Origin of the sequence: Fibrella aestuarina BUZ 2 (genome assembly GCF_000331105.1) — a bacterium.
Classification (GTDB): Bacteria; Bacteroidota; Bacteroidia; order Cytophagales; family Spirosomataceae; genus Fibrella; species Fibrella aestuarina.
Window position 1 is genome coordinate 1,929,773 of record NC_020054.1, and the last position, 22,415, is coordinate 1,952,187.

The window sequence follows — 22,415 nt, forward strand, 5'->3', positions numbered from 1 at the left end:
TTTCACTCTTTATGAAACGCCTCGTTCCCTACACCCTGATTGCCCCTTATGTGCTGCATTTGGCGGTGTTTGTGCTGTTTCCGGTGGTGTTCTCGGTGGTGCTGACGTTCCATAGCTGGAACATTATCTCGCCGATGCAGTATGTGGGGTTCGACAACTACGCGCACCTGTTGAAGGACCGGCTATTCTGGCAGGCGCTCTGGAATACCATTCGTTTTTTGCTGCTGCACATTCCGCTTCAGATCGTGGTGGCGCTGGCGCTGGCCGAAATGCTCAACGGCCCCATTCGGGGGCGGGCGTTTTTTCGGGGAGCTTTTTTCCTGCCCGTGATCGTGTCGGGCGTGGTGGTTACGATTCTGTGGCAACAACTGCTGGGGTTCAACGCGGGCATGATCAACCGGCTGCTCACGGGCATCGGCATCCCGAAAGTGCCGTGGCTCGAAAGCCCCGACGTTGCCATGTACTCCATCGCGCTGATGGCGACCTGGAAGAACGTGGGCCTGTATGTGATCCTGTTTTTGGTAGGGCTGCAAACCGTACCGACGCAGTATTATGAAGCCGCCGATCTGGAAGGGGCAACGCCCTGGCAGAAGTTTCGCTACATCACCCTGCCGATGATCAACCCGACGCTGTTTATGGTGGTGGTGCTCTCGACGATCGGTGGGTTTTCGCTCTTCATCGAACCCTACATCATGACCGAGGGCGGGCCGCTCAACAGCACGCTGTCGGCGGTCATGTACATTTACCGGCAGGCGTTTCAGTATTACCACATGGGCTACTCGGCTACGCTCGGCTTCTGCTTCGCCCTGCTGATTCTGGCCGTCGTCGCCATCCAGAAACGCTATGTCGAAACCACCGATTGACCTCGACGATGAATAAAGTCCTTACCTACGTTCTACTGGCTCTGGCGGCGGCTTCGTTTCTGTATCCGTTTGTCTGGATGATCAGCGCATCGCTGTCGTCGGAGGCGGGGCTGGGCGATTTGCGGCTGCTGCCCGTCGAGCCAACGCTGGCCAACTACCGCACCGTGCTGGAGCGGATTCCGCTGGGCCGGGCGTTTCTCAATAGTGTTTTCGTCGTGACGGTCACCACCACGCTCGTGCTGATTCTGGGCGCGATGGTCGGTTATGCGCTGGCCCGGCTGGAATTTCGCGGAAAACAGTTGCTGTTTTTTGCCATCATCTTCACCATGACGCTACCCTTTCAGATTACCCTGATCCCCAATTACATCACGATGGTGCGGCTGGGCTGGGTGGATACGTACCTGGCGTTGATTGTCCCGTTCGTGATGAATTCGTTCGCCATTCTGCTGTTTAGGCAGGCGTTCATGGGCTTGCCGCAGGCGCTGATCGACGCGGCGCGCATGGATGGGGCGGGCGAACTACGCATCATTTTTCAGATTCTCGTTCCCAACATTCTGCCAACGGTCGTGACCATCACCATCCTGACGTTTATGGGCATCTGGAACGACGCCCTATGGCCACTCATCGTGGTGCGCGACGAATCGACCATGACGATGCCACAACTCGTTACGCTGTTTTCGGTAGGGGGGCGGGCCGATTCCCAACTAGCCGTCAAGATCGCCGCGGCGGTTATGCTGGCTGTGCCCGTGATTATTCTCTACCTATTTTTTCAGAAACATTTCATCCGCAGTATGGCCTCCTCCGGCCTCAAAGATTAGACAGGTCATAGGCTGCGCCGTCATTGATAGTCATTGGTGGTCATTTGCTGCGCGTCATTCATTGTCATTCGTGGTCATTGATAGTCATGCGTTGTAAAAAGCAATTAATGACAACTAATGACAATGAATGACGCCGAAGGCAAATGACCATCAATGACGCACAGCAAATGACCCGCAGCGGCGGACCGCACCCATGTTATGAAACAACTCCCGATCTTATTTGCGACCCTGATTCTGCTGGCACCGTCCTGCAAGAAATCGGTCGATCCCAACGGTGGCAACGTACCCCCGGCCACGCGCCTGGTCAACACCGATCACCTGCTGGGTACGTTGTATCAGCCCGCCAAAGTGACCGCGTCGGGTGCCGAGGTCGGTACCATCTGGATCTATGCCGAACCGCAGGCCAACGGCGCTTACAAACTCGTCGACGACGATGATGAAGGGTTTACCTGTGTGGACGACGTAACGCGGGCGGGCCTGTTTCTGCTGCGCGAGCCTGATCTGGCCACCAATACCGACAAGCAAACCAAACTCAAAAAGCTGGTGTCGTTTGTGCTCGACATGCAATCAGCGTCGGGCTATTTCTACAACTTTCTCTGGCCCGATGGCCGGATCAATACCACGTTTCGTACCAGTCAGAACGTGGCCGACTGGTGGTCGTGGCGGGCGCTGTGGCTGCTGAGCGAAGCTGGTCCGTATTATCAGTCGACTGATGCGGCATTGGCCAGTCGGATTCAGACGAGCGTAAACCGGCTGGTAACGCTGATGATCAGTGACTTTGGCCCCCGCCCCACCGATGCCAATTTTGTCGAGGGCGTGGCGGTGCCGAAGTGGCTACCCTACGGCTCGGGCTCCGATCAGGCGGCAATCATGCTACTGGGACTAAATAACGTCTACAAACAAACGCCAACTCCGGCCGTCTTGAGCCTGATGGAGAAGCTGGCGTCGGGCATCCTGCTCATGCAGAAGGGCGATGCCGGGCAATACCCCTACGGCGCGTTTTTGAGCTTCGATAACGGCTGGCATGCCTACGGCAACGATCAAGCCTACGCGCTGCTGACGGTCGGGAAGGCGCTCAACAAACCCGAATGGATCGCGGCGGGGCGGCGCGAGGTCGAGAACTTTTACCCCTACATCCTAAACGAAGGCTTTCTGGAGTCGTTTTCGGTGCGGCAATCGGGCCAATCGTTCACCGAGCTGAAGCGGTCTAAATTTTCGCAAATTGCCTATGGCGTCCGGCCGATGGTCTGGGCGACGCTGGCCTTGTACGAACAAACCAACGACGCCAAATGGCTGACGCAGGCTGAGAAACTGACGCGCTGGTTTTTCGGCAGCAACCCCGCCAACGCTACGATGTATGACCGCGCCACGGGCCGGGGTTATGATGGCATTTCGTCGGCAACGAGTGTCAGTCGTAACGCCGGTGCTGAATCCACCATCGAAGCACTACTGGCCATTCAGATGGCCGAGAAATACGGATTTAAAGAGTGAGAGAGCACTGAGTGAACGAGCGATCCGCCGCGGTGAAAGCTCGTTCACTCAGTCGCTCTCTCACCATTCTTCGCTTATGGCTCAAATTTCTCTTTCGCATATTGCCAAAGCTTACCCCAATGGCCCACGCGTGATCCGTGACGTCAGCCTGACGGTCAACGACCGCGAGTTTGTGGTGTTCGTCGGGCCGAGTGGCTGCGGCAAATCGACGCTCTTGCGCATGATTGCGGGGCTGGAAGACATCACCGATGGCGACCTGCTGCTCGACGGGCAGCGCATCAACGATCTGCCGCCCAAAGACCGCGACATTGCGATGGTGTTTCAGAACTACGCGCTCTACCCGCACATGACCGTGTTCGACAACATGGCCTTTGGGCTGAAACTGCGCAACTTCAGTAAAGCTGATATCCGGCAGCGTGTCGAGAAGGCCGCGACCATTCTGGATATTCAGAACCTGCTCGACCGCAAGCCGAAAGACATGTCGGGTGGGCAGCGGCAGCGGGTGGCGATTGGGCGGGCGATCGTGCGCGACCCGAAGGTGTTTCTGTTTGATGAACCGCTCAGCAACCTCGACGCCAAGCTACGCGGCCAAACGCGCATCGAGTTGCAGAAACTCCATCGGGAACTGCAAGCAACGATCATCTACGTCACGCACGATCAGGTAGAGGCCATGACGCTCGGCAACCGGATCTGCGTGCTGCGGGGCGGCGACGTGATGCAGTTCGATACGCCCATGACGCTGTACAATCAGCCCGCCAACCTGTTTGTAGCGGGGTTTATCGGCTCGCCCCCCATGAATTTCCTGCGAGGTACCCTGACTGAGCAGGCCGGTACGGTACAGTTTGTAAGTGATGGGGGCGAGGTACGCATCGACCTGAGCACGCACCCCCACCGGCAGGCTTTTGCGGTACAGGCAGGCCGCCCGGTGGTATTAGGCATTCGGGCCGAGCACCTCACCGATCAACCCAATCCGGCTTACCACGTTCAGCCAATGGCGGTCGATGCGCTCGAACAACTGGGCAACGAATTGTTTGCCTACGGTATGTTGGCCGGTAATCGGTTTGTGGCGCGGCTCCCCGCCGATTCGACACTACAACTGAATGAACCCGCTACGCTGTACTGGCAAACCGAAAAGTGCCACCTGTTCGACGCCGAAACGGAACAGCGCTTGTAGGCCAGGTACGTCCATCATAACCCATAAAAAAAGCCCCGCAGCGTTTACGCTGCGGGGCTTTTTTCGGTCAGGTACGTTCCGATCACTTCGGCAGGAACGGACCGGCAATTGCCAGTACTTGCTCCTTCGTCAGCGGCTCGTCGAACGATTCGAAGACAACCTGCGCTTTTTCAGCTACGCGCGGCGTCGCACGCGGGATGATTTTGGCGTCGGCTACCTGCAGCAGATCCACACCCGCTTGGTTGTACTGGCTTTCGTTTTGGTAAACGGCCGTCGGTACACCCATCGGGAATACATCGGATGAGTATACGTAATCGATGCCGCGCAGACGACGGATACCTGCCACGTGGCGGGCTTCTACTGAGTGGATCCGCAGAGCGGCCGTCAGCACGTCTTTGTTGCTCATCAGGTTGGCCGCCTGGCCTTTGTAGGCACGAACACCCGTATCTTCCAGGGCGTTAGCCACCGTCAGGAAGGTTTGGTAATTCGTCAATACTGTCGGGAAGGCACCACCCGCCGTGAAGTCGTACTTCGCAGGCTTGGGGATTGCGGCGCTGCCCAGGGCGGCGTTTAAGAAGTCAACGTGTTGGGCTTCGTGCTTGGTGATCGTGACGATACCGTCGCGGTCGGCGCCCGGTACGATACCTGAGAACAGGCCAGCCCGGTAGAAGTCGCGCTCGAGGTATTCGAGCGTTAGGGCGAAATTCAGTACGTCGACGATGATGTTCGACTGACCGAATGCCTTGTTCATCGATGCGGCCAGGAGCGTGGGGGTACCAACCGCGGCGGCAGCAAACGTTTTCTTTAGCAGGTTCCGGCGTGAGTGTTGGAGCCGCTCGTTAGCCTCGGCATCGACTTTTTCGATGTCAGAGAAAAGTTGAAATAGGTTCATGTCTGTTGCGTTGAGGGGTTACATCACGGGCACGCTGTTGGCCGTGAGTTTTTCTTTGATATAGCGCTGCGCAATTGGTAACACCTCACCAGGTGTACGTACCACATCCAGTCCGTTGTTGTTAACGACGTCGTCACCAGCAAAGAAGCCCGTGCTCGGAGAAAGCGTCAAGGTACGGAGTAGACCAGCGTGCCGTGCCTCAACTGACACGATTTTACCAGCAACCAGCAACAGCGATGCATCCGTCAGGAGGCGACCTGCACCGTTGTAAGCCGAAACGCCCACATCTTCAAACTGACGAGCCTGGTTCAGGACGAACAGACGGTCGGTGAAATCGATGCTGCTAAAGTCGGGCGTCAGCGCCGGCAGACCAGCGGCACCCAGAGCGGCTTTGAAGAATTCAGCGTGCACGATCTCGTGGTTGCGGATTTCTTTCAACAGTTCAAACTCACGAGTGGTAATGTCTTTGTAAGGGGTTTTGATCACTTGATCGTAGAACGCAGCCTCCAATTGCTCCAGCGCATAGGCGTAGTTCAGGATGGCAATGTTACCAGACCCCAGGTCAATCGTGTCACCAGCGGCCCGGGCACCCCGATCGGCGCCAGGAGCAACCGCGCTGTCTTTATTTTCGCACGCCGCCAGAATTGCTGACGTCATGGCTACCGAAAAGCCTGCATAACGCAGGAATCGACGCCGGCCAACCTGCTCCACAAACTCACCCGGAGTGGTTGGGGTAGGGGTCTTTTTCGTACCGATTTCCATAGTACCTGAAAAGAAATTGTTGATTAGTAAATCCGCCCGACCTTCGGACAATTCAGCGTTATGAACGGGATTGGTAGCCGAATGGATTTGAGGAATCGAGCGAAAAATCGAAAAATCGTTCCATTCTGAGGGAACGGGACAATTATCCCCCGATATGACTATTTTTAGCCAATGTTTACTTATACGTATGTCGAAAATGGTTTTCTAAAATCGGCGTAAACAGTATGTTCACAAAGCCGGTGTCTTCACCTTGTGATGACTTCTTTTACCAATACGTTTCGTTCATGAATCAGATTCTCTGCTCGCTCTGCGCCGTCCTGCTGTTCGCCACGACGGCACTGGCTGATCCTCCCAAAAAGCAAGCCCCCAAAGCCATGCTCCAACACATCGTGCTGTTTAAGTTCAAACCAGAAACGACACCCGAGAAAGTAACCGAGATCATAGCGGCCTTCGAAGCGCTACCGTCGAAGATCAAAGAGATCAAAAGTTTCCAGTGGGGCACCAACAATAGCCCCGAAAAACTGGATAAAGGCCTGACGCACGCCTTTATCCTGACGTTTGACAGTGCCAAAGACCGCGACACGTACCTGCCGCATCCGGCCCACAAACAATTTGGCTCAGTGGTTGGCCCTTGGCTCGCCGACGTCACCGTGGTTGACTTCGTCAATCAGGCCAAATAGCCTGGGGTTAAACAAAAAAAGCCAACCGGTCAAGGTTGGCTTTTTTTGTTTAACCCCAGGCTATTTCTCCCGGTATTGCTGAATGATCTTGTACAGGGCTTTTTGTTTTTCGAGTTCGGGGAAGAACTCAAACAACTGTACATGGCTGTCGTAATCGAGCGTAAGAGCCGTTTCCAGATTCAGCAGCGCGTCGCGGTAGTTGCCGGCGTAGATCTGATACACCACAGCCCGGTAATACAAGTCGGCCTCCTGCGGCAGTTCGCTAAGCCCCGCCTGAATGGTTTGGTACGCCTGCGCAAAGTCGCCCTGATCAAACGGAATCAGTGACCATAGCAGGTACACGTCGGCATTGGTCGGGTCGATCTCCGCGGCTTTTTCAAACGCATCGACGCTGGCAATGACATTCCCGATTTTGTACTCGGTTTCGGCCAGGATGATATGGTAGTCGGCGTTGTTGTCGTTAAGCTTGATCGCCTTTTGCAGAAAGGGCACAGCTTCGTACCATTTGCCCAACTCACTCATGCACGCGCCGATGCCATACCAGGCTTCGTCCCAGAGCGGATCGAGCTTAACGGCTTCGCGGTACTCCTTAATCGCCTCCGGGAGTCGGTCCTGCCGTTCGAGGCTGGCGCCGAGGTGGCAATAGGTGTCGGCGGTGGCTTCTTCGTATTTAAGCGTTTCGCGGTAAGCGGCTTCGGCCTTTTCAAACAACCCCAGGTTCATGTAGGTGTTGCCGAGGTTGAAGTGAGCCGACGCAAAATCATCCTTGATGATAATGGCATAGTCGTAGGCTTCGGCGGCTTCCACAAAGCGGCTTAGCTTACTATAGGCGATGCCGAGGTTATACCAGGCATTGTACGAATACGGATCCTTGTCGATCAGCGACTCGTAATAAGGCAGGTGCTCTTCCAGATTGCCCGCCACGTCGAGGCAGAACGACAGCTCGTAGAGCGCCCCCTCGTTGGCCGGGTTCAGGTCGATCGCCTTTTTGTAGAACGTAACCGCCTCGTCAAACTTACCCCAGTTCTGATAGCTCTGCGCCATCTGGAAATACACATCGTCTTTATCGTCGGTACGATCGAGCATCTCCTGAAGCGTTTCGATGGATTCTTCGAACCGCCCGGCCATGTTCAGCACCGACCCACGCATGTATTGCACGTCGAGGTCGCCGGGGTTAAACAACCCCGCTTTATCCAGTTGATCGAGACTTTCGTCAAATCGTTGGTAGTTGGCCAGAATCTGTGCCCGATCAAGCATCAGTTCCAGCGCGTAAGGAAAGTGATCCAGGCCAGCCTCGGCCGCTTTGAATGCCCGGTCGAGGTCAGCTTCGTTGAGATAATGTTCAACCAGACGTTCGTAGACGTCGAGGTCGAAATAAAAATTTTCTTCACTGGCGAGCATTTGCTCAAAGCGTTGGATGCTCTCTTTGATGTCGCCAGCTCGTTCGTCAAATTCTTGCTCCATGTAGCTGTGTCGATTCACAACCACCACCTGCGATTTGCCGAAAAGCGGAATACGCCGGTCGAAAGTTGTACCGCACGGGATAGGGGACGCACCACCGGCGCGATTTATCCGATGTTGTTAAGAAATATACGTAGAAAAACGGAAATCCCGACAAACGCGTTCAAATACTTTTTATAGGACGGAAGCGGAGCAAGAGTAGCAGTCGGGTTCAAAAGGCAGCAGGATAAGGCGATAAGGAGTAACGGATTGCTGGTCAGCGACAAGTAAGTCAACGACTTGGGCCAAACACTGCTCTTTTGACCTTGATTGGCCCGGTCGTCACCCAGGCGATCCTTATTTTATGGCTTGCGCAATGCGGCTCAGCGTGTCGGCCAGCGGGCGGTAGCGAAAGTCGATCGCTTTGGTGATCTGATCGCCGGGGTACGTATACCGATGGCTGGCGCTGAGGGCGGTTTCGCGCGTGATAAGCGGGGCGCGGCCCGTCAGCCACGATCGCACCGCTTCCACGCGCCAGAGCACGTTGGCCAGCCCCGGTGGCACCCGGCGGGTGGGAGGGCGTTTGCCCAGTGCCTGCGCCAGTTGGGTGAGGAAATCGTGGTACGGCATGGTGCCGGCGTTCAGGATAAACCGCTGATCCGTTAGCTCGCTATGCAGCAGCTTCACGAGGGCTTCGGCCACGTCGAGCACGTCGACGTAGTTGATGGTGCCGTCGGTATAGAACGGTGTTTCGTCGTAAGCGTATTTGATGAGTTGGGTGCTACTGCGGGTCCAGTCGCCCGCGCCCAGTACTACGCTGGGGTTGACGATCACCACGGGCAACCCTTCGGCGCTGCCCCGCCACACCTGCAATTCGGCCCGGTATTTAGTTTTGGCATAGGCCGAGTTGAGGGGCGATTCCTGCCATTTCTGCTCTTCGGTAATGACGATAGCTGACTCGCCGGTAGTAGTGACATCCGACTCACCTCCTTTCACCTCAGGCCGCCCGAGAGCCGCTACCGAACTCAGGTAAGCCAGCTTACGGACCCCCGCTTTTAAACAGACATTGACGACGTTGGCTGTGCCTTCTTCGTTCACCTGCTCCATGCGGGCACGGTCTTTCGGCACGAACGACACAATGGCGGCGCAATGCACCACGTCGGCACCGGCCGTAATCGCCGCTTCGAGGGAGGGAATGTCGAGTATGTCGCCCTCCTGCCAAGTTAGTTGGTCGGCTACGTCGGCGAGCAGCCCGTAGCCGTTGTCGGGCCGATACAGCGCCGCTACGGGGCGACCCAGCTTCAGCAAATAACGGACAATGTGTGAGCCAATCAGGCCCGTAGCACCGGTGACGAGGGTAGAGTTACGCGGTAACGATGAGGTCATTCAGCATGTATTCGATAGTAAGCAAACCTGTTGCCCGCCGAAGGTACGGCGGCTGGCTGAATGTACGAATACTGACCACGTAGCGCCGCCATCGTACTTACTCCAATACCACCCGTTTGGAGGCTACGCGCCCGGCTGATCGCGTTCTGAGCACATCCAGACCGGCCGGCACCACGTAGGCATCGAACGCAACAAGGTTGCTGCCCATGCGGAGCGAACGTACCTGCCGACGTACCTGACTAGTGCTTGGTTGCACATCAGACAGACAGGCGCAAAGCCAGCCTGAGCCAGGGTATTGACTCTCAGGCGGAGGGTATCGGTCCAGGTACGTCCCTGTGATGGTTTAGGGAAGGTCCGTAAATGCCGACATCATAGCTTGCTGCACCTGGACGTTGAACTCATTGAGCAACACATCAGTGAGGACAGATTGTGGCGGGGCGAACTTCATTTTAGCTGGGTGCTCAAGGTAAATTTGGCCTAAGTGATGGTACGTTTTCGCGTCGCTGGATCAACCGTTTTTTAGCGTCCAGCATCCGCAACCTCCTAACCAATGAATCACATTCTTTGGTGGCAAGAAGACGGGTCGCTAGAAACTCGTCACCTCAAAAGCGTCTTTGCCGTAGCTTTGGCCCATGATTTCATTAGACGTTACGTCGCTCGTTAAAACTATCGTTGCTGTTTTGTTGGCTGGCGCGGTGCTACTCGTGTGGTGGCAACGAAACCAGCTGATTCCGCTGCTCACGCCGCATGAACGCGCTGTTCGCTGGCTAAGTCTGGTCGGAACGCGTCTGCTGCCCTTCCTGATCATTTACGTGATTCTCGATCAGGAACCCCGCTCCGACGTCGCTTTTTTCTACGAACGGGCCGTTCCTGCGCTGGAGGGAAAGATGGTGTACCGCGATTTTCTGTCGTTTCACGCCCCGCTGTTTACATACCTCACCGTATTGCCACTGCTGATCTGGAACAACGCCCGGTCGATCATCCTGCTAATGGCAATTATGGAGTTCATTATCCTGAATGCGACGTTCCAGTATGCCCGCCGCCGCGCCAAATATGACACAGGCAAGGCATTGCTGCGCTACGTACTCTATTACCTGCTGCCTATTCCGTTCATTGCCATTGTGCTGAGCAGCGAGGAAGATATCTGGTTCTGGGGCTTCGGGCTGCTGTCGCTGGGGTTACTGGCGGGTGGTCTGAAAGCCGAAACGCGGGCGTTTGCTTACCGGGCGGGGCTTTTGTGGGGGCTGTCGATGATCGTAATCAAGTTTATGCTCATCGTGCTCATCATCCCGCTGTTTTTTCTCATCCGTCAGCGGCTGTGGTTCGTGCTGGGGCTGCTCACCATTGGCCTGCCCACCATCCTGATTCTGTATGGCCTGATGGGTGACAAATTCCTGATGCCGATTCAGCACTCGTCGTACCCGATGGCCCCCAATTTCGCCAGCGTATTGCGTCCCGTACTGAACAGCCTCTTTGGCACTACCACCCTCACCAGCCTCAACTGGCTGGGGTTGCTGGGTACCATCGGCGGGGGCTCGTGGGTGGCGTGGCGGGCGCGGCACATCGGTTACGAGCGGGCCTTCGTCCCTTTTTTCTGCTTCCTGTTTACGCTATTCATGCTGCTGTTGCCCTCGTCGCCGGGCTATTACATCTTCGTACAGCTAGCCGCGCTTACGTTCTTTATACTCGATGATCAGCCCGACCACTGGCTGCGGATGGCGTTCCTGAACGTGCTGCTGACGGTGCAGCCAATCATCATGATCGTCTATGCCAACAACGCCCAGTACACGAATCTGTCGATGCTGAGCAACCCCGTTTTTCTGGCCGATTATGTCATTCAGGTGATTGAGGTAATCCTGCTTGTCTGGCTGACGCGCTTGAGCTACAACCGGCTGATGGCTCTACAATGACAACCCGGCGTCGCCTTCTGGGACCCATCGACCAAGGCAACCTGTTTACTTCATCGTCACCACAACTTTACCCTTGGCCCGGCCGCTTTCCACGTAGGCGAGGGCCTCGTTGGTCTGCGCAAACGGAAATACCTTGTCGACCACCGGTTTGAGGATTCCGGCTTCTACCAGTTTGCCGAGTTCGGCCAGTTGCGTTCCGTCGGCTCGCATAAACAGGAATGAATAGTCGACACCAAGGTTGCGGGCTTTTCGGCGAATGCCGCTGCTGATCAGGGTTAACAAGAGCTTGACATACCAGGGGGCGCCCGTTTGTTTTGCCAGGTCAGCCGTTGGCGGGCCGGAGATGGAAACGACCTTACCCCCTCTTTTCAGAATGGTCAGCGATTTCTCGAGGGTGGGTTGGTCCTGGCTGTTCAGTACGGCATCGTAGCCCTGTAGAATCGTGTCGAAAGACTGGGTCTTGTAGTCGATGAGCACGTCGGCGCCCAGGTTTTTGAGCATTGCGAAACTGCCAGCTCCGGCGGTAGTGGCAACAGTGGCACCCAGATGAGTCGCCAGTTGAATCGCGATGGTGCCAACACCACCCGAACCGGCCTGAATAAACACCTTCTGCCCTTTTCTCACCTGTAGCTGTTCCACCAAAGCCTGCCAAGCCGTCAGGGCTACCAGCGGTAACGAGGCCGCTTCGTCCATCGAGATGCTTTTGGGTTTGAGCGCCACATCCTTCTCGTCGATGGCGATCCGTTCGGCAAACGCTCCGATACGGCCATCCGACGGCCGGGAAAATACCTCATCGCCAACCTTGACTTTGGTTACGTTCGTTCCCACCTGGGTCACGATGCCCGCCACATCGTGACCCAGAATCAGGGGGAGTTTGTAGGGTAAAAGCTGCTTGAACTCGCCTGATTTTACTTTCGAATCCAGCAGATTCAGACCGGCGGCGTGGATCTCGACCAGCACGTCGTGGTCACGTAACGTTGGTTCAGGTACGTCGGTCAGCTGTAGGATTGCTTTCTTATCGTATTTGTTCAGAATGAAGGCCTTCATCGTGATGATTGGTTGGTTGGCGGAAAGTGGTCAGGCGGCAGGATCAGGCAGCGTAAAAGGCTAAGGCCCTTTTCACGAAGTCGTCGTGGTACTGAAAAATGCCGCCATGTCCGGCTTCCTCATAGATGTGCAATTGTGCGTTGGGAAACCGCTTGGCCAGGTCGTACGAATTTGGCGTCGGTACCATCCGGTCGTTATCACCATTGATCACCAACACGGGTTGGTCGAATACCGACAGATCGGCCGGCGACTCGTGCCCCCAGCGTTTAATCGCGTGCAGTTGCGCCTGCAAGGTCCCCAGCCCGACCGCACGATCACGATTGGCTGTTCGCTCCTTCAAGCGCGCTAAAAACTGGCGGGCGGCCAGTTTGCCGGTTTCTGTTGACGTAAAAAACAGGTAAAATTTCGGGTCGACGAACGTAACCAGCGCTTTGGCCATATCCCGGTAGGTCAGGCCAGGGACATTGCTTATGCCCTCGCCCCCTCGGGGGCCGGTTCCGGCCAGAATAAGCCTACGCACCAGCGTGGGGTTCATGGCCATCAATTCCTGACTAATGAAACCACCCAGCGAAAACGCCATGATGTCCACTTTTGTATACCCTAACGCCTTGATAAATGCCAATCCATCGGTCGCCATATCGGCAATAGATTGGGCATCTTTACCCGATGATGTCCCTACGCCCCGATAATCGAACGAAATGATCTCGTGTTGGGTAGCCATACCATCCATGATTCGAGGGTCGGCGTTGTCCAGATTAGAGGCTAGGTGGCCAAAGTAGATAATCGGTATAGCCCGTTTGGGCCCGAGCCGGCGATAAGCGTACGTGACGCCATTATCAGCGGTAATAAACTGGGTGGGAACCGTTGCGTAGGTTGGCTGGTGTGCCATCAGGGTCGTGTTTTGTCAGCCTTTGTCGGCTGGGTGAATGATAGGTAATTTGTGTAGGTTAGTGGCTGGCGGTTGAAAGCTGCTCGATTGCCTGATGAATCCGCTTCGTCTCACCAACCGGAACCTCGACCTGATCTTTCGCCAGCGCCCAAAACAGTTCGTCGGCGACTTCCGAAGCCGGAATCCCGTTGGCACCACCTATTTCGGCCGAGAAGTCGGTATTGACCAGTGGAGGATACACCTCGTAGATGGTTAGCTTGTCGTTGTCGGCAAACGTATCGCGCAGGCCCTGTGTGTAGCTGTGCAACGCGGCTTTACTGGCCGAATACGTCGGCAGGAATTTGTTGCCCCGAAACGCCGCGATCGAGCTTATGTTCACGATAGCCGCCTCCGCCTGGTTCAGCAACTGAGGCAATACCAGCGCGGTGAAGTGAATGACGCTCAGGTAGTTCGTGTTCATCTCCTGATAGGCTTTTCCGGCAGCATCGTTTGTGCTGTCGCTGAGGTCATTCATAAACGCCGCCCCTGCATTGTTAATAACGATGTTGACGTCCGGGTGCTGGGCGGCCAGTTGCTGCGCGATGCGAATACGATCGGCTTCCAGAGAAAGGTCGCCTTGAATGGCTACCGCGTTTTGGATTTCCCCGAGGGCCTTTTGCAGCCGTTCTGCGCTGCGCCCGTTGATAATGACGCTGTTGCCGGCTTCGCTTAGTCTTTTGGCAATCGCCAGGCCGATGCCGGCGCTACCTCCGCTGATAAATACGGTATTTCCTGAGGTTTTCATTGGTTGGTTTGAGTTAAAATTAGTGATATGAACAGGGTGATTTAGAGTTGATCGCCCCAAAAAGCATCTTATTTTATACCATTTAGTCTATTTTGAGTCAATTTAAAATAGACTAAATGGTCTATTTCAGGGCAAAAAAAATTAGGTTTTGTATTGGTCGAGTTCGTCTTTCAGGCTTTTGATCAGGGTGTGCATCGGTTTGATGGTGTCCATCGTTCGGCACATCATCAAGCCACCTTCAATGGCTGCAACCAGTTTAAAGGCCATCACCGGCGCATTCAGCCTGCTCGAAAATTCGCCATTTCGGATGCCCTCTTCGAACAGATAGGTCAGTTCCTGTTGGCCAGCCCGCATAACAGCCGCCACTTTTTCTTTGACGGCCGGGTAATGATCGTCTGCTTCGACGGCCGTGTTGAAAATAGGGCATCCGCCTGGAATATGCGTGTGAATGGGGTCTTTGTAAAAATCCAGAAAGGCAAAGAGCTTTGCTCTGACCGTCTTGCCACCGGCCACGGCCACTCGCATTTTGTCGGTGATCTTTTGGAGCGAAAGGGCAATAACCTGTTCAGAAAGATCCTCTTTACTCTGGAAGTGCCCGTACAGGCAACCCTTTGTCAGTTTGGTAGCCGCCAGCACGTCATCGATACTAACACCCGCTATCCCTTTTGTATTGTAAAGGGGAACAGCCGTTTCCAGAATGAATTGCTTGGTCTTTTCTGCCTTCGTTAGCATCGCCTTGTAGATCGTGCTGCAAATGTACTAAAAGGTATATTTTTCAAGCAAGAGAAATCGCTTATTTTTTTGTCGACCCATTTGAGGGCCTATACCAAGCGTATCTGAGTCGACTAGTCACGCGCTGCTTGCGACGCAGGAACGGGTAGGCCGGGCAACGGGCCTACCCGTTCATGAGCGTTCATCCGCGCCTGGCGTTGCTGGTACACCAAACTTAGGCCTGATAACCCTTCTCGACCACGCGCTTGACAAGGCCATGAAACCACCTGAGTGGCAACACCCGGCGCATGAACAGCAGGGCGCGGGTCTGGCTGTTGCCGCTTACGTAACGCAGCCGGTCCGATGGGTCGTTGGCGGCGTCGAACAGCGTTTTGGCGACCACCTCCGGGCCGGGGGCATCGGCGCCCGCCTGCTGGGAGTTGGCCATCGTGACGGCAACGTACCTGTCGTAATCGGTGAGGCCCGGTTGGGTCAGCACGTCCTGCGAGCGGTCGTAGAAATCGGTTTTGATGGCGCCCGGCTCAATATTCTTCACCCGAATGTTAAAGGGTTTCAGCTCAAATGACAGCGCTTCGGTAAAGCCTTCTACCGCCCATTTTGTGCCATGGTAGATACTATAGATCGGAAACGTAATCAACCCCCCCATCGACGTGACGGTCAGAATACTACCCCCGCGCCGTTCCCGGAAATAAGGCAGTATCTCCCGAATGACGTTCATAACACCGAACACGTTGGTGTCGAACTGCTGCTGAATCTGAGCGGGGGTAGCCGCCTCAAACGGCCCGACGGCCCCGTACCCCGCGTTATTGATGATGACATCGATGCCACCAAACGCCGCGCGTGCATCGGCAATTGCCTGCCGGATCGAGGCTGTGTCCTGCACATCGAGCCGGAAAAGCTGTACGTTGGGCAACGTACCCAGCGAGTCGGCGCCCCGGTTCGCTTCTTTTTCGGGCGAGCGCATGGTAGCCGCTACATTCCAGCCTTGTTGCGCAAAATATCGGACGCTTGCCCGGCCGATGCCCGACGACGTACCCGTGATCAATACGGTCTTTTTCATGATGTATACTGATTATTTATTCATTTTTAGGAGTAAAAAATAGGCCGACTTATCGACCCTAAGCACTAGCTGATTACTGTTTTATACCGTCCCAGAGCACCGAAAAAGTGGCGTCCCAGTCGGCGTCAGTAAACGGTTTGCCTGTGTAAAGTGGTTGCTTGGCGGCTTCGTTGAGCAGCCCACAAACCAGCGTAACGAGCAGATCGGGGTCGAGGTCTTTGATGACCGTTTCGGCCTGCCCGCGTCGGATGACGTCGTAGATCGGTTGCAAAGCAGTCGTCTCGGCGGTTTGGGTCTGATCGGTCTCTACATAAAAAGGCGACCGATAATACTGCTCAAAAAAGGCGTTAAACTCTGGTCGATTTATGTTCTCATTCAAATAGTTGCGGGCTATTTTCTGCACTTGAATCCGGACTGGGTCCGATTCGGTGACCCCGGCGGTAAGGTCGCGCCACGCCAATCGAACGAGATATACGTACAGGCGACTGATCAGCGCGGGCTTATCGGCAAAGTAGATATAGACCGTGCCCGTAGCTACCCCGGCTTCCCGAGCCAGGTCCGCCATTTTAAGGCCCGCCAAACCCGTTTGGGCAATTAGCCGCAAGGCCGTTTCCAGAATTAGAATCTCTTTCGCCTCGTCTTTCGTACGCATCGCTTTATGAACTTGACAGGGCAAAATTGAGTGAATAAAAATTCACTTACGAGTAAAAATGAAAAAATAATCAGCTTAGGTTCTGCCAACTTATGGCGTAGAACCCATTTCGTCAAAGTGGCTATCTGGCTTCCAGACGAATTTGTGGCTTGTCCAGACAAGTCCCAGCCGTTCATAGAACGCGTGGGTACGTTGCCGCTTTCGGTTCGAGGTCACTTCGAGGTGAACCCAGCCTGCCTGCCGGGCTTCATCCATAAACCACTCGATCAGCTGCTGACCAACGCCCTGGCTGCGGTAGTCGGGCCGGACGTACAGCTCCTGAATCTCGGCTACCGGCCCGGCGTGGTGAAGCAGCAACTGCACATGGCAACTGGCAAACCCCACCGGTACGTTGTCCGCTTCGGCAAGCACGTACCTGACGGCCGAGTTGCTCAGGTTAGCGTGGTAAATACGCTCGAAGGCCGGGTAGGGGAGGGTGGTTTCCTCCAGGTCACACAGGCTTTCATACACGAAGGGCAGGTCGTCGGAGGTTGCGGGGCGGAGCATGGTAAACGATAAAATGGGCGCTGTCAACTCACCCGTTGGTGCCTTAACAACACCCATTTTATCGTATTCTTTTCTGATCGTCGCTACCAGTTTTTGTCTTTCAGGAGTTTGTCGAGATCGGCGCGGGGCATCGGTACCTTGTCGGGGTTAGCGTCGATCCACTTAACGAACGCCTGCTTGATGTCGGCTGTCCAGGTTTGATCGATCTGACCGGGCGTGAACTTACCCTCGCGCAACATTTGATGCCCGAAGCCGTCCTGTAGCGAGATGAACTCCGAATTCAGAATGACTTTTTCGGCCAGATGCGCTGGGATGAACACCACGCCTTCTTTTTTGGCCAGCACGACGTCGCCCGGCAGCACAATCGCCCGGCCAATACGGATGGGGCAGTTGACGCAGGTCATGGTCATATCCTGAATGTAGCTGGGGTCAAAACCACGTACCCAGCCGTTGAAACCCTCAATGGCCTCCAGCCCTTCGAGGTCGCGCACGCTGCCGTCGAAGATGATGCCCGTTTTCGATTTGGCAAAAATGGAGTTACCGAGGTTATCGCCGATGAGCGTACCCCAGACAATTTTACCCATGCCATCGGCCACATACACGTCGCCATTCTGAAGCATGTCGATGGGCCACGAGTTGGTATTTCCCTTGCGGCCCTGCGTCTTGCCCAGTTCTTTAATCGGCTTCTCCATGTCGGGGCGGCTGGGCATGTACTGGGCCGTGAGTACGCGCCCCACCATCGGCTCGCTGGGGCGGATGATCTGCCAGTTGCCATCGAACTGATTGTTGTAGCCCTCGTTGCGCAGGATGCCCCAAGCTTCTTCGAGCGACACATTTTTCAGCCGTTTCAACAGGGCATCGGATACCCGCGGGCGGCCGTCGGGCGTGCGTTCGCCTTTCCAACTGGCGGTGTAAAACTGGAGTTGGTCTTTGGGGAGTTCAATCTGGGCAACAGCCGGGAGCAGAGCGGCCGAGAACAAGGTGGTTAGGAATAGATTTTTCATCAAGCCAGTAGGCGTTTGGTATTTTACCAGTAAAAGATTGGGTATTAAGTAAAATACTGGCAGTAACGGGTTTTGAGAGAAATGCGTCGCCCCTCCTTGGCAGGCGCTCATTCCCAGTCCCTTACTATGAAGAAAGCCATACTCGACCTACTCCGACATGCCCCCGACCGACCAGCCATCGCGTCGACACCACCGGTCATTTCGTCTGCCACGCCTCCCTCACGCCGCGATTTTCTTCAGAAGTCGGCCTTGGGTGGTTTGTCGGTAGGCCTGGTGTTCGACCGCCTAAAAAGCCCGTTTGCAGTTGATCAGGAATTGGAATTTACCACGCAACGTGTCAACCGGCTGGCGGCGCCATCGGACCTGAAAATTACCGATCTGCGCATTGCCCACCTGGCGGGCGTGCCGTTCACCAGCCCGATCATCCGCATCGACACCAATCAGGGGCTGGTTGGTTGGGGCGAAGTGCGCGACGGCGCCAGCCCCAATTACGCACTCATGCTGAAATCGAGGCTGCTGGGTAAAAACCCCTGCAACGTGGAGCAGTTGTTCAAGCTCATTAAGCCTTTTGGTGGTCATGGCCGGGCGGCTGGCGGCGTCTGCGGCGTCGAGATGGCGCTGTGGGATTTGGCCGGTAAAGCCTACAACGTACCTGTGTACCAGATGCTTGGCGGTAAATATCGCGACTACGTGCGCGTGTATGCCGATACGCCCGAGGGCAAAACCTACGACGATTTTGCCGTCAATATGAAGAAGCGGGCCGATCAGGGTTTCACGTTTTTGAAGATGGACTTCGGCATCGGGATGCTGGCCGGGCAGAAAGGCATGCTCGTGGGCGGCGATGTCTGGGACGTGGCCAACCAATACGGCAACAGCCAGACCAGCAAAGTGGGCAACTACGGCATGACCCGCCACCCCTTTACCCGCATTCAGGTCACGAAGAAAGGCATCGATAAACTGGCTGAACACGTCGGGCGGGTGCGCGACATTGTGGGCTACGATACGCCGCTGGCCGCTGACCATTTTGGCCATTTCGACGTCAATACGGCGATTCAGATGGGCAAGGCGATGGAACCGTTCCGGCTGGCCTGGCTCGAAGACCTCGTGCCCTGGTTCTACGGCGATCAGTGGAAACAGATTACCGATGCCATTGATACCCCAACGCTGACGGGCGAAGATATTTTCCTGAAAGAGGAGTTCATCAAGCTCATCGACAAGCGCGCCGTCGACATGATTCACCCGGATCTGGCGTCGTCGGGCGGGATTCTGGAAACGAAAAAAATCGGCGATTACGCCGAGGAGTCGGGTATTCCGATGGCGATGCACTTTGCCGGTTCGCCCATTTGTATGATGGCCAACGTGCATTGCGCCGCCGCCACCGAAAACTTCGTGGCACTCGAACACCACGGTGTCGACGTCGACGGCTGGGAGGACATCGTTACGGGCCTGAAACCCATCGTGGAAAAAGGCTTCGTGAAGGTCCCCGACAAGCCTGGCCTAGGCGTGGAATTGAACGAAGACGTTGCGAAAAAATTCCTCAAGAAAGGCTCAACCTGGTTTGCGCCCACCGACGTCTGGAACACGAAAGATTCGTGGGATCGGGAGTGGAGCTAGATTAGTAAAGAGCGAAAGAGACAAAGAGTGAATGGTTGAAGCCAGATAATAGATGCGTCAGCCATTCACTCTTTGTCTCTTTCGCTCTTTATTCCTTCTCGCAGTCCAGCCAATCGTAGCCGGGGTCGATGGGCGCGCCATCGGGGGCGGCGAGTGGGGTATTGGCAACGGCGGGTTGCTGCGGGTTGCGTTCGTACTGCTGAATGAGCCAGAGTAACTGGTTAGGCGACGTATCGCTCACGACGTAGTTGAACGGCGCATCGGTAGACCGTTGCGTGAGGTATTTGTATCGGATGTGCTGGATGGCGTCGTGCGCCACGGAACGTACCCGGCCATCGGCTTCTTTGTCGGAGGCCAGCGCAATCAGGCTTTCGAGCAGGCGGCGGCTCGTCAGTTGCTGAATGGCCTCGTCGTAGGTACGTGCCTCGCCCGCGTTGCGACGCATCGGTTCAAACGTTACGTTGATGAGGCTCGTCAGCAGGTCGCTGAAGCCGGGCATGGCCGAATCCATCGCTTTTTGGTTGAGCAGCCGGGCGCAGCGCTCAGGGTTGAGCAACAGCCGGAGCGTCAGGTTGGCGGCGGCTTCGGGCGGGCCCATCGGGTCGAATGTCAGGCCCGTATGGCGTTTGAACACCTCCCGCGGGTTGGCATCAATGCCAAACGCCCGCGGCGGAATCAGGGACAGAATGCCCTTGGGAAGCGCCAGAATGCGCGGTTGCAGCGTGGCAACCAGCGCGTCGATGGCTTTGCGTTGCCGGGCGGCCGGTACCGGCTCGGCCACCACCTGCCCGTCGCCGCGCAGGGCGTAACTGTAGAGCACGCCACCGACCACTTTGCTGGCGGCTTCGGTCTGGTAGCGGTGAAACATGTACATCGGCACCAGCACTTCTTCCAGCGTAGCCATCGGCATCCCCACCGGAATCTTGCGCGCGTCAAACTGATCCAGCGCGATCCGGCGAATGGCCAGCGTGCGCGCCAGTTCGTCAGTAGCGTCAGCCTGACCGTCCCACAGGTGCGTGTCGGGGTGGGCGCTGCCTTCGGGGCGGGCATCCTGGTCACTCAGGAATTTCAGTCCCTTCTTCACGTAATCATCGATCAGTTTGTCGAGCGCGGCTTTCTCATTTGTGCCTTTTGGGAAATCCTGGTAGCCGTACGTAATGGCCACTTTATCCCAGGCCCCGATACCAGTGGCGTAGGCGCTGTCGAGCGTGAGTTTATTATTGGCCAGAATGCCCACCAGCGGGTGCGGGTAGTCCATCACCGACGACCGGTTGACCGTGCTGGCAATGTAGTTGTGGGGCAGGCCGAGCGTGTGGCCCACTTCATGCGCCGCCAACTGCCGCAGCCGGGCCAGGGCCATCGGCATCAGAGCGGCGGTATCGGCGCTGTTGTTCTCAAACCGGGCGGTGAGCCCCTGCGCGATGAGGTAATCCTGACGTACCCGGAGCGAACCCAGCGTCACTTTTCCTTTCAAAATCTCGCCCGTACGCGGGTCGACAATGCTCATGCCGTACGACCAGCCGCGCGTGGAGCGATGTACCCACTGAATCAGGTTGTACCGAATGTCCATTGGGTCGGCGTCGGCGGGCAGCAGTTTTACCTGAAACGCATTGCGGTACCCCGCCGCCTCGAAGGCCTGATTCCACCAGCTCGTCCCCTCGATCAGTGCCTGCCGGATGGGCTCGGGCGCGCCGGGATCCATGTAGTAGATGATGGGTTTCACGGGGTCGCTGATGGCCGCCGTGGGGTCTTTCTTCGCCAACCGGTGCCGAACAATGTAGCGCTTAATGATGGGCTGGCTGACGGGCGTGGCGTAATCGAAAAACTCGATGTTGTTCAGGCCCGCGCGCGGGTCAAACAGGCGGGGCTGGTAGGAACCATCGAGTGGGGGCAGTTCCACAAACGAGTGGTGTTGCCGCATGGTCACGGCGGTGGGCGTTGGCACCACCTGCCGGAGGTACTGGCCCGGTGAGTCGCCCGTCAGCGTAATGGTCGTTTCAAACTCTGTATTCTGCGGAAAGGCCTTTGTATGGGGCAAATACATGGCGCAACGGCTCGCATCGACCCGAAACGATCCCTGTCGGGTCTGGGCGATGGCCTGCACGGCGCCCACGGCATCCTGCATCAGAAACGGCGTCAGATCGACCAGTACTCTCTGGCCATCTTCAGCGGCGATCTCAAAGCCCGCGTGCACCGACTGCGCAAAGGATTCGGCAACGGCCCGCCGTTCGAGTGAATCGCGGCTCAGCGCGCGGTAACCGTAGTTTGGCTCGATCAGCAGCACCTTGTTGCCACTCCGTTCAAACTTGACCACGTGTTCGGCACCCAATCGGCCCCGGTCGAGGCCGATGTCGTTAGAGCCAACGCCCTGCGCCAGTGTAGGGTAGTAGAGCATTTCCTGCCCGAATCGGTCGATTTCGAGCCAGATTTTGCCTTTCTTGGCGTCCCAGTAAAAAGTCAGAAAGCCCGCCCGTTTGTCCATATCCTTCGTGAAGGAGGCGATGGTTGGGGAGGCAGCAGGCGCATTGGGCTGGGCGAAAAGCGAAGTCGTCAGCAGCCAAAGCAGAGCCGAGTAACAGAAGCGCATGGTAAAGAAGTCGGTTAAGTAGGCAAAATACGCCCAAAACAGACGCTCCGCGCCGATTAGCTGCCTTTTATGACCCGCCTATCT

21 protein-coding genes are annotated in these 22,415 nt (G+C 56.0%); 7 read left to right on the plus strand and 14 right to left on the minus strand.

The window, feature by feature from the left end; genetic code table 11:
• The first annotated feature begins 11 nt into the window (after positions 1 to 11).
• The 4 genes from FAES_RS07800 (at position 12) to FAES_RS07815 (ending at position 4,346) form a co-directional block, all read left to right on the plus strand.
• Positions 12 to 863: a carbohydrate ABC transporter permease gene (locus FAES_RS07800; protein WP_148289312.1), complete on the plus strand. Its 852-nt coding sequence runs from the start codon at positions 12 to 14 to the stop codon at positions 861 to 863.
• A gap of 8 nt (positions 864 to 871) precedes the next feature.
• Positions 872 to 1,681: a carbohydrate ABC transporter permease gene (locus tag FAES_RS07805; protein WP_015330662.1), complete on the plus strand. Its 810-nt coding sequence runs from the start codon at positions 872 to 874 to the stop codon at positions 1,679 to 1,681.
• A 198-nt stretch (positions 1,682 to 1,879) separates the two neighbouring features.
• A complete protein-coding gene (locus FAES_RS28880; protein WP_015330663.1) occupies positions 1,880 to 3,172 on the plus strand; it encodes a hypothetical protein in 1,293 nt (430 codons plus the stop codon).
• A gap of 76 nt (positions 3,173 to 3,248) precedes the next feature.
• Complete coding sequence (locus FAES_RS07815; protein WP_041258675.1) at positions 3,249 to 4,346, plus strand: ABC transporter ATP-binding protein; 1,098 nt, start codon at positions 3,249 to 3,251, stop codon at positions 4,344 to 4,346.
• 82 nt (positions 4,347 to 4,428) lie between these two features.
• Here FAES_RS07815 and FAES_RS07820 read toward each other — a convergent pair whose 3' ends face one another.
• A complete protein-coding gene (locus tag FAES_RS07820; protein ID WP_015330665.1) occupies positions 4,429 to 5,238 on the minus strand; it encodes a ferritin-like domain-containing protein in 810 nt (269 codons plus the stop codon).
• Positions 5,239 to 5,256: 18 nt separating this feature from the next.
• Positions 5,257 to 6,000: a ferritin-like domain-containing protein gene (locus FAES_RS07825; protein WP_015330666.1), complete on the minus strand. Its 744-nt coding sequence runs from the start codon at positions 5,998 to 6,000 to the stop codon at positions 5,257 to 5,259.
• 284 nt (positions 6,001 to 6,284) lie between these two features.
• On the opposite strand from FAES_RS07825, the gene FAES_RS07830 reads away from it, so the two are divergent.
• On the plus strand, positions 6,285 to 6,680 hold the full coding sequence (locus FAES_RS07830; RefSeq protein WP_041257656.1) for a Dabb family protein: 396 nt from the start codon (positions 6,285 to 6,287) through the stop codon (positions 6,678 to 6,680).
• A gap of 60 nt (positions 6,681 to 6,740) precedes the next feature.
• Here the strand turns inward: FAES_RS07830 and FAES_RS07835 are convergent, their stop codons facing one another.
• The 3 genes from FAES_RS07835 to FAES_RS30320 form a co-directional block, all read right to left on the minus strand.
• The gene (locus FAES_RS07835) at positions 6,741 to 8,144 is read right to left on the minus strand and encodes a tetratricopeptide repeat protein (RefSeq protein WP_015330668.1); all 1,404 of its coding nucleotides are present in this window, start codon (positions 8,142 to 8,144) and stop codon (positions 6,741 to 6,743) included.
• A 333-nt stretch (positions 8,145 to 8,477) separates the two neighbouring features.
• The gene (locus tag FAES_RS07840; RefSeq protein ID WP_015330669.1) at positions 8,478 to 9,506 is read right to left on the minus strand and encodes an NAD-dependent epimerase/dehydratase family protein; all 1,029 of its coding nucleotides are present in this window, start codon (positions 9,504 to 9,506) and stop codon (positions 8,478 to 8,480) included.
• A 97-nt stretch (positions 9,507 to 9,603) separates the two neighbouring features.
• Complete coding sequence (locus tag FAES_RS30320) at positions 9,604 to 9,762, minus strand: hypothetical protein (RefSeq protein WP_015330670.1); 159 nt, start codon at positions 9,760 to 9,762, stop codon at positions 9,604 to 9,606.
• A gap of 376 nt (positions 9,763 to 10,138) precedes the next feature.
• Between FAES_RS30320 and FAES_RS07845 the strand changes: the two genes are divergently transcribed.
• The gene (locus FAES_RS07845) at positions 10,139 to 11,416 is read left to right on the plus strand and encodes a hypothetical protein (RefSeq protein ID WP_015330671.1); all 1,278 of its coding nucleotides are present in this window, start codon (positions 10,139 to 10,141) and stop codon (positions 11,414 to 11,416) included.
• Between the two features lie 45 nt (positions 11,417 to 11,461).
• Here the strand turns inward: FAES_RS07845 and FAES_RS07850 are convergent, their stop codons facing one another.
• From FAES_RS07850 to FAES_RS07885, 8 genes are all read right to left on the minus strand, one after another.
• Entirely contained in the window at positions 11,462 to 12,463 is a 1,002-nt protein-coding gene (locus tag FAES_RS07850; protein ID WP_015330672.1) for an NADP-dependent oxidoreductase, read from the minus strand.
• A gap of 43 nt (positions 12,464 to 12,506) precedes the next feature.
• Complete coding sequence (locus FAES_RS07855; RefSeq protein ID WP_015330673.1) at positions 12,507 to 13,352, minus strand: alpha/beta fold hydrolase; 846 nt, start codon at positions 13,350 to 13,352, stop codon at positions 12,507 to 12,509.
• 58 nt (positions 13,353 to 13,410) lie between these two features.
• Entirely contained in the window at positions 13,411 to 14,136 is a 726-nt protein-coding gene (locus FAES_RS07860) for an SDR family oxidoreductase (RefSeq protein WP_015330674.1), read from the minus strand.
• A gap of 141 nt (positions 14,137 to 14,277) precedes the next feature.
• Entirely contained in the window at positions 14,278 to 14,868 is a 591-nt protein-coding gene (locus tag FAES_RS07865; protein ID WP_015330675.1) for a TetR/AcrR family transcriptional regulator, read from the minus strand.
• Between the two features lie 214 nt (positions 14,869 to 15,082).
• A complete protein-coding gene (locus FAES_RS07870) occupies positions 15,083 to 15,928 on the minus strand; it encodes an SDR family oxidoreductase (RefSeq protein ID WP_015330676.1) in 846 nt (281 codons plus the stop codon).
• A 73-nt stretch (positions 15,929 to 16,001) separates the two neighbouring features.
• The gene (locus FAES_RS07875; RefSeq protein WP_015330677.1) at positions 16,002 to 16,580 is read right to left on the minus strand and encodes a TetR/AcrR family transcriptional regulator; all 579 of its coding nucleotides are present in this window, start codon (positions 16,578 to 16,580) and stop codon (positions 16,002 to 16,004) included.
• A gap of 90 nt (positions 16,581 to 16,670) precedes the next feature.
• Positions 16,671 to 17,126 carry a GNAT family N-acetyltransferase gene (locus FAES_RS07880; protein ID WP_085950697.1) on the minus strand — a complete coding sequence of 152 codons (456 nt, stop codon included), beginning with the start codon at positions 17,124 to 17,126 and terminating at the stop codon, positions 16,671 to 16,673.
• A gap of 83 nt (positions 17,127 to 17,209) precedes the next feature.
• A complete protein-coding gene (locus FAES_RS07885; protein ID WP_041257657.1) occupies positions 17,210 to 18,130 on the minus strand; it encodes an RraA family protein in 921 nt (306 codons plus the stop codon).
• Between the two features lie 126 nt (positions 18,131 to 18,256).
• Here FAES_RS07885 and FAES_RS07890 point away from each other — a divergent pair, with 126 nt between their 5' ends.
• Positions 18,257 to 19,744 carry a mandelate racemase/muconate lactonizing enzyme family protein gene (locus FAES_RS07890; RefSeq protein WP_083891471.1) on the plus strand — a complete coding sequence of 496 codons (1,488 nt, stop codon included), beginning with the start codon at positions 18,257 to 18,259 and terminating at the stop codon, positions 19,742 to 19,744.
• Positions 19,745 to 19,832: 88 nt separating this feature from the next.
• On the opposite strand, the gene FAES_RS07895 is transcribed toward FAES_RS07890, so the two are convergent.
• Positions 19,833 to 22,331: a zinc-dependent metalloprotease gene (locus FAES_RS07895; RefSeq protein WP_015330681.1), complete on the minus strand. Its 2,499-nt coding sequence runs from the start codon at positions 22,329 to 22,331 to the stop codon at positions 19,833 to 19,835.
• Positions 22,332 to 22,415 lie beyond the last annotated feature (84 nt).

Coding starts and splice junctions, on each gene's coding strand:
- FAES_RS07800 (WP_148289312.1), top strand. CDS start 12: ATGAAACGCCTCGTTCCCTACACCCTGATTGCCCCTTATGTGCTGCAT.
- FAES_RS07805 (WP_015330662.1), top strand. CDS start 872: ATGAATAAAGTCCTTACCTACGTTCTACTGGCTCTGGCGGCGGCTTCG.
- FAES_RS28880 (WP_015330663.1), top strand. CDS start 1,880: ATGAAACAACTCCCGATCTTATTTGCGACCCTGATTCTGCTGGCACCG.
- FAES_RS07815 (WP_041258675.1), top strand. CDS start 3,249: ATGGCTCAAATTTCTCTTTCGCATATTGCCAAAGCTTACCCCAATGGC.
- FAES_RS07820 (WP_015330665.1), bottom strand. CDS start 5,238: ATGAACCTATTTCAACTTTTCTCTGACATCGAAAAAGTCGATGCCGAG.
- FAES_RS07825 (WP_015330666.1), bottom strand. CDS start 6,000: ATGGAAATCGGTACGAAAAAGACCCCTACCCCAACCACTCCGGGTGAG.
- FAES_RS07830 (WP_041257656.1), top strand. CDS start 6,285: ATGAATCAGATTCTCTGCTCGCTCTGCGCCGTCCTGCTGTTCGCCACG.
- FAES_RS07835 (WP_015330668.1), bottom strand. CDS start 8,144: ATGGAGCAAGAATTTGACGAACGAGCTGGCGACATCAAAGAGAGCATC.
- FAES_RS07840 (WP_015330669.1), bottom strand. CDS start 9,506: ATGACCTCATCGTTACCGCGTAACTCTACCCTCGTCACCGGTGCTACG.
- FAES_RS07845 (WP_015330671.1), top strand. CDS start 10,139: ATGATTTCATTAGACGTTACGTCGCTCGTTAAAACTATCGTTGCTGTT.
- FAES_RS07850 (WP_015330672.1), bottom strand. CDS start 12,463: ATGAAGGCCTTCATTCTGAACAAATACGATAAGAAAGCAATCCTACAG.
- FAES_RS07855 (WP_015330673.1), bottom strand. CDS start 13,352: ATGGCACACCAGCCAACCTACGCAACGGTTCCCACCCAGTTTATTACC.
- FAES_RS07860 (WP_015330674.1), bottom strand. CDS start 14,136: ATGAAAACCTCAGGAAATACCGTATTTATCAGCGGAGGTAGCGCCGGC.
- FAES_RS07865 (WP_015330675.1), bottom strand. CDS start 14,868: ATGCTAACGAAGGCAGAAAAGACCAAGCAATTCATTCTGGAAACGGCT.
- FAES_RS07870 (WP_015330676.1), bottom strand. CDS start 15,928: ATGAAAAAGACCGTATTGATCACGGGTACGTCGTCGGGCATCGGCCGG.
- FAES_RS07875 (WP_015330677.1), bottom strand. CDS start 16,580: ATGCGTACGAAAGACGAGGCGAAAGAGATTCTAATTCTGGAAACGGCC.
- FAES_RS07880 (WP_085950697.1), bottom strand. CDS start 17,126: ATGCTCCGCCCCGCAACCTCCGACGACCTGCCCTTCGTGTATGAAAGC.
- FAES_RS07885 (WP_041257657.1), bottom strand. CDS start 18,130: ATGAAAAATCTATTCCTAACCACCTTGTTCTCGGCCGCTCTGCTCCCG.
- FAES_RS07890 (WP_083891471.1), top strand. CDS start 18,257: ATGAAGAAAGCCATACTCGACCTACTCCGACATGCCCCCGACCGACCA.
- FAES_RS07895 (WP_015330681.1), bottom strand. CDS start 22,331: ATGCGCTTCTGTTACTCGGCTCTGCTTTGGCTGCTGACGACTTCGCTT.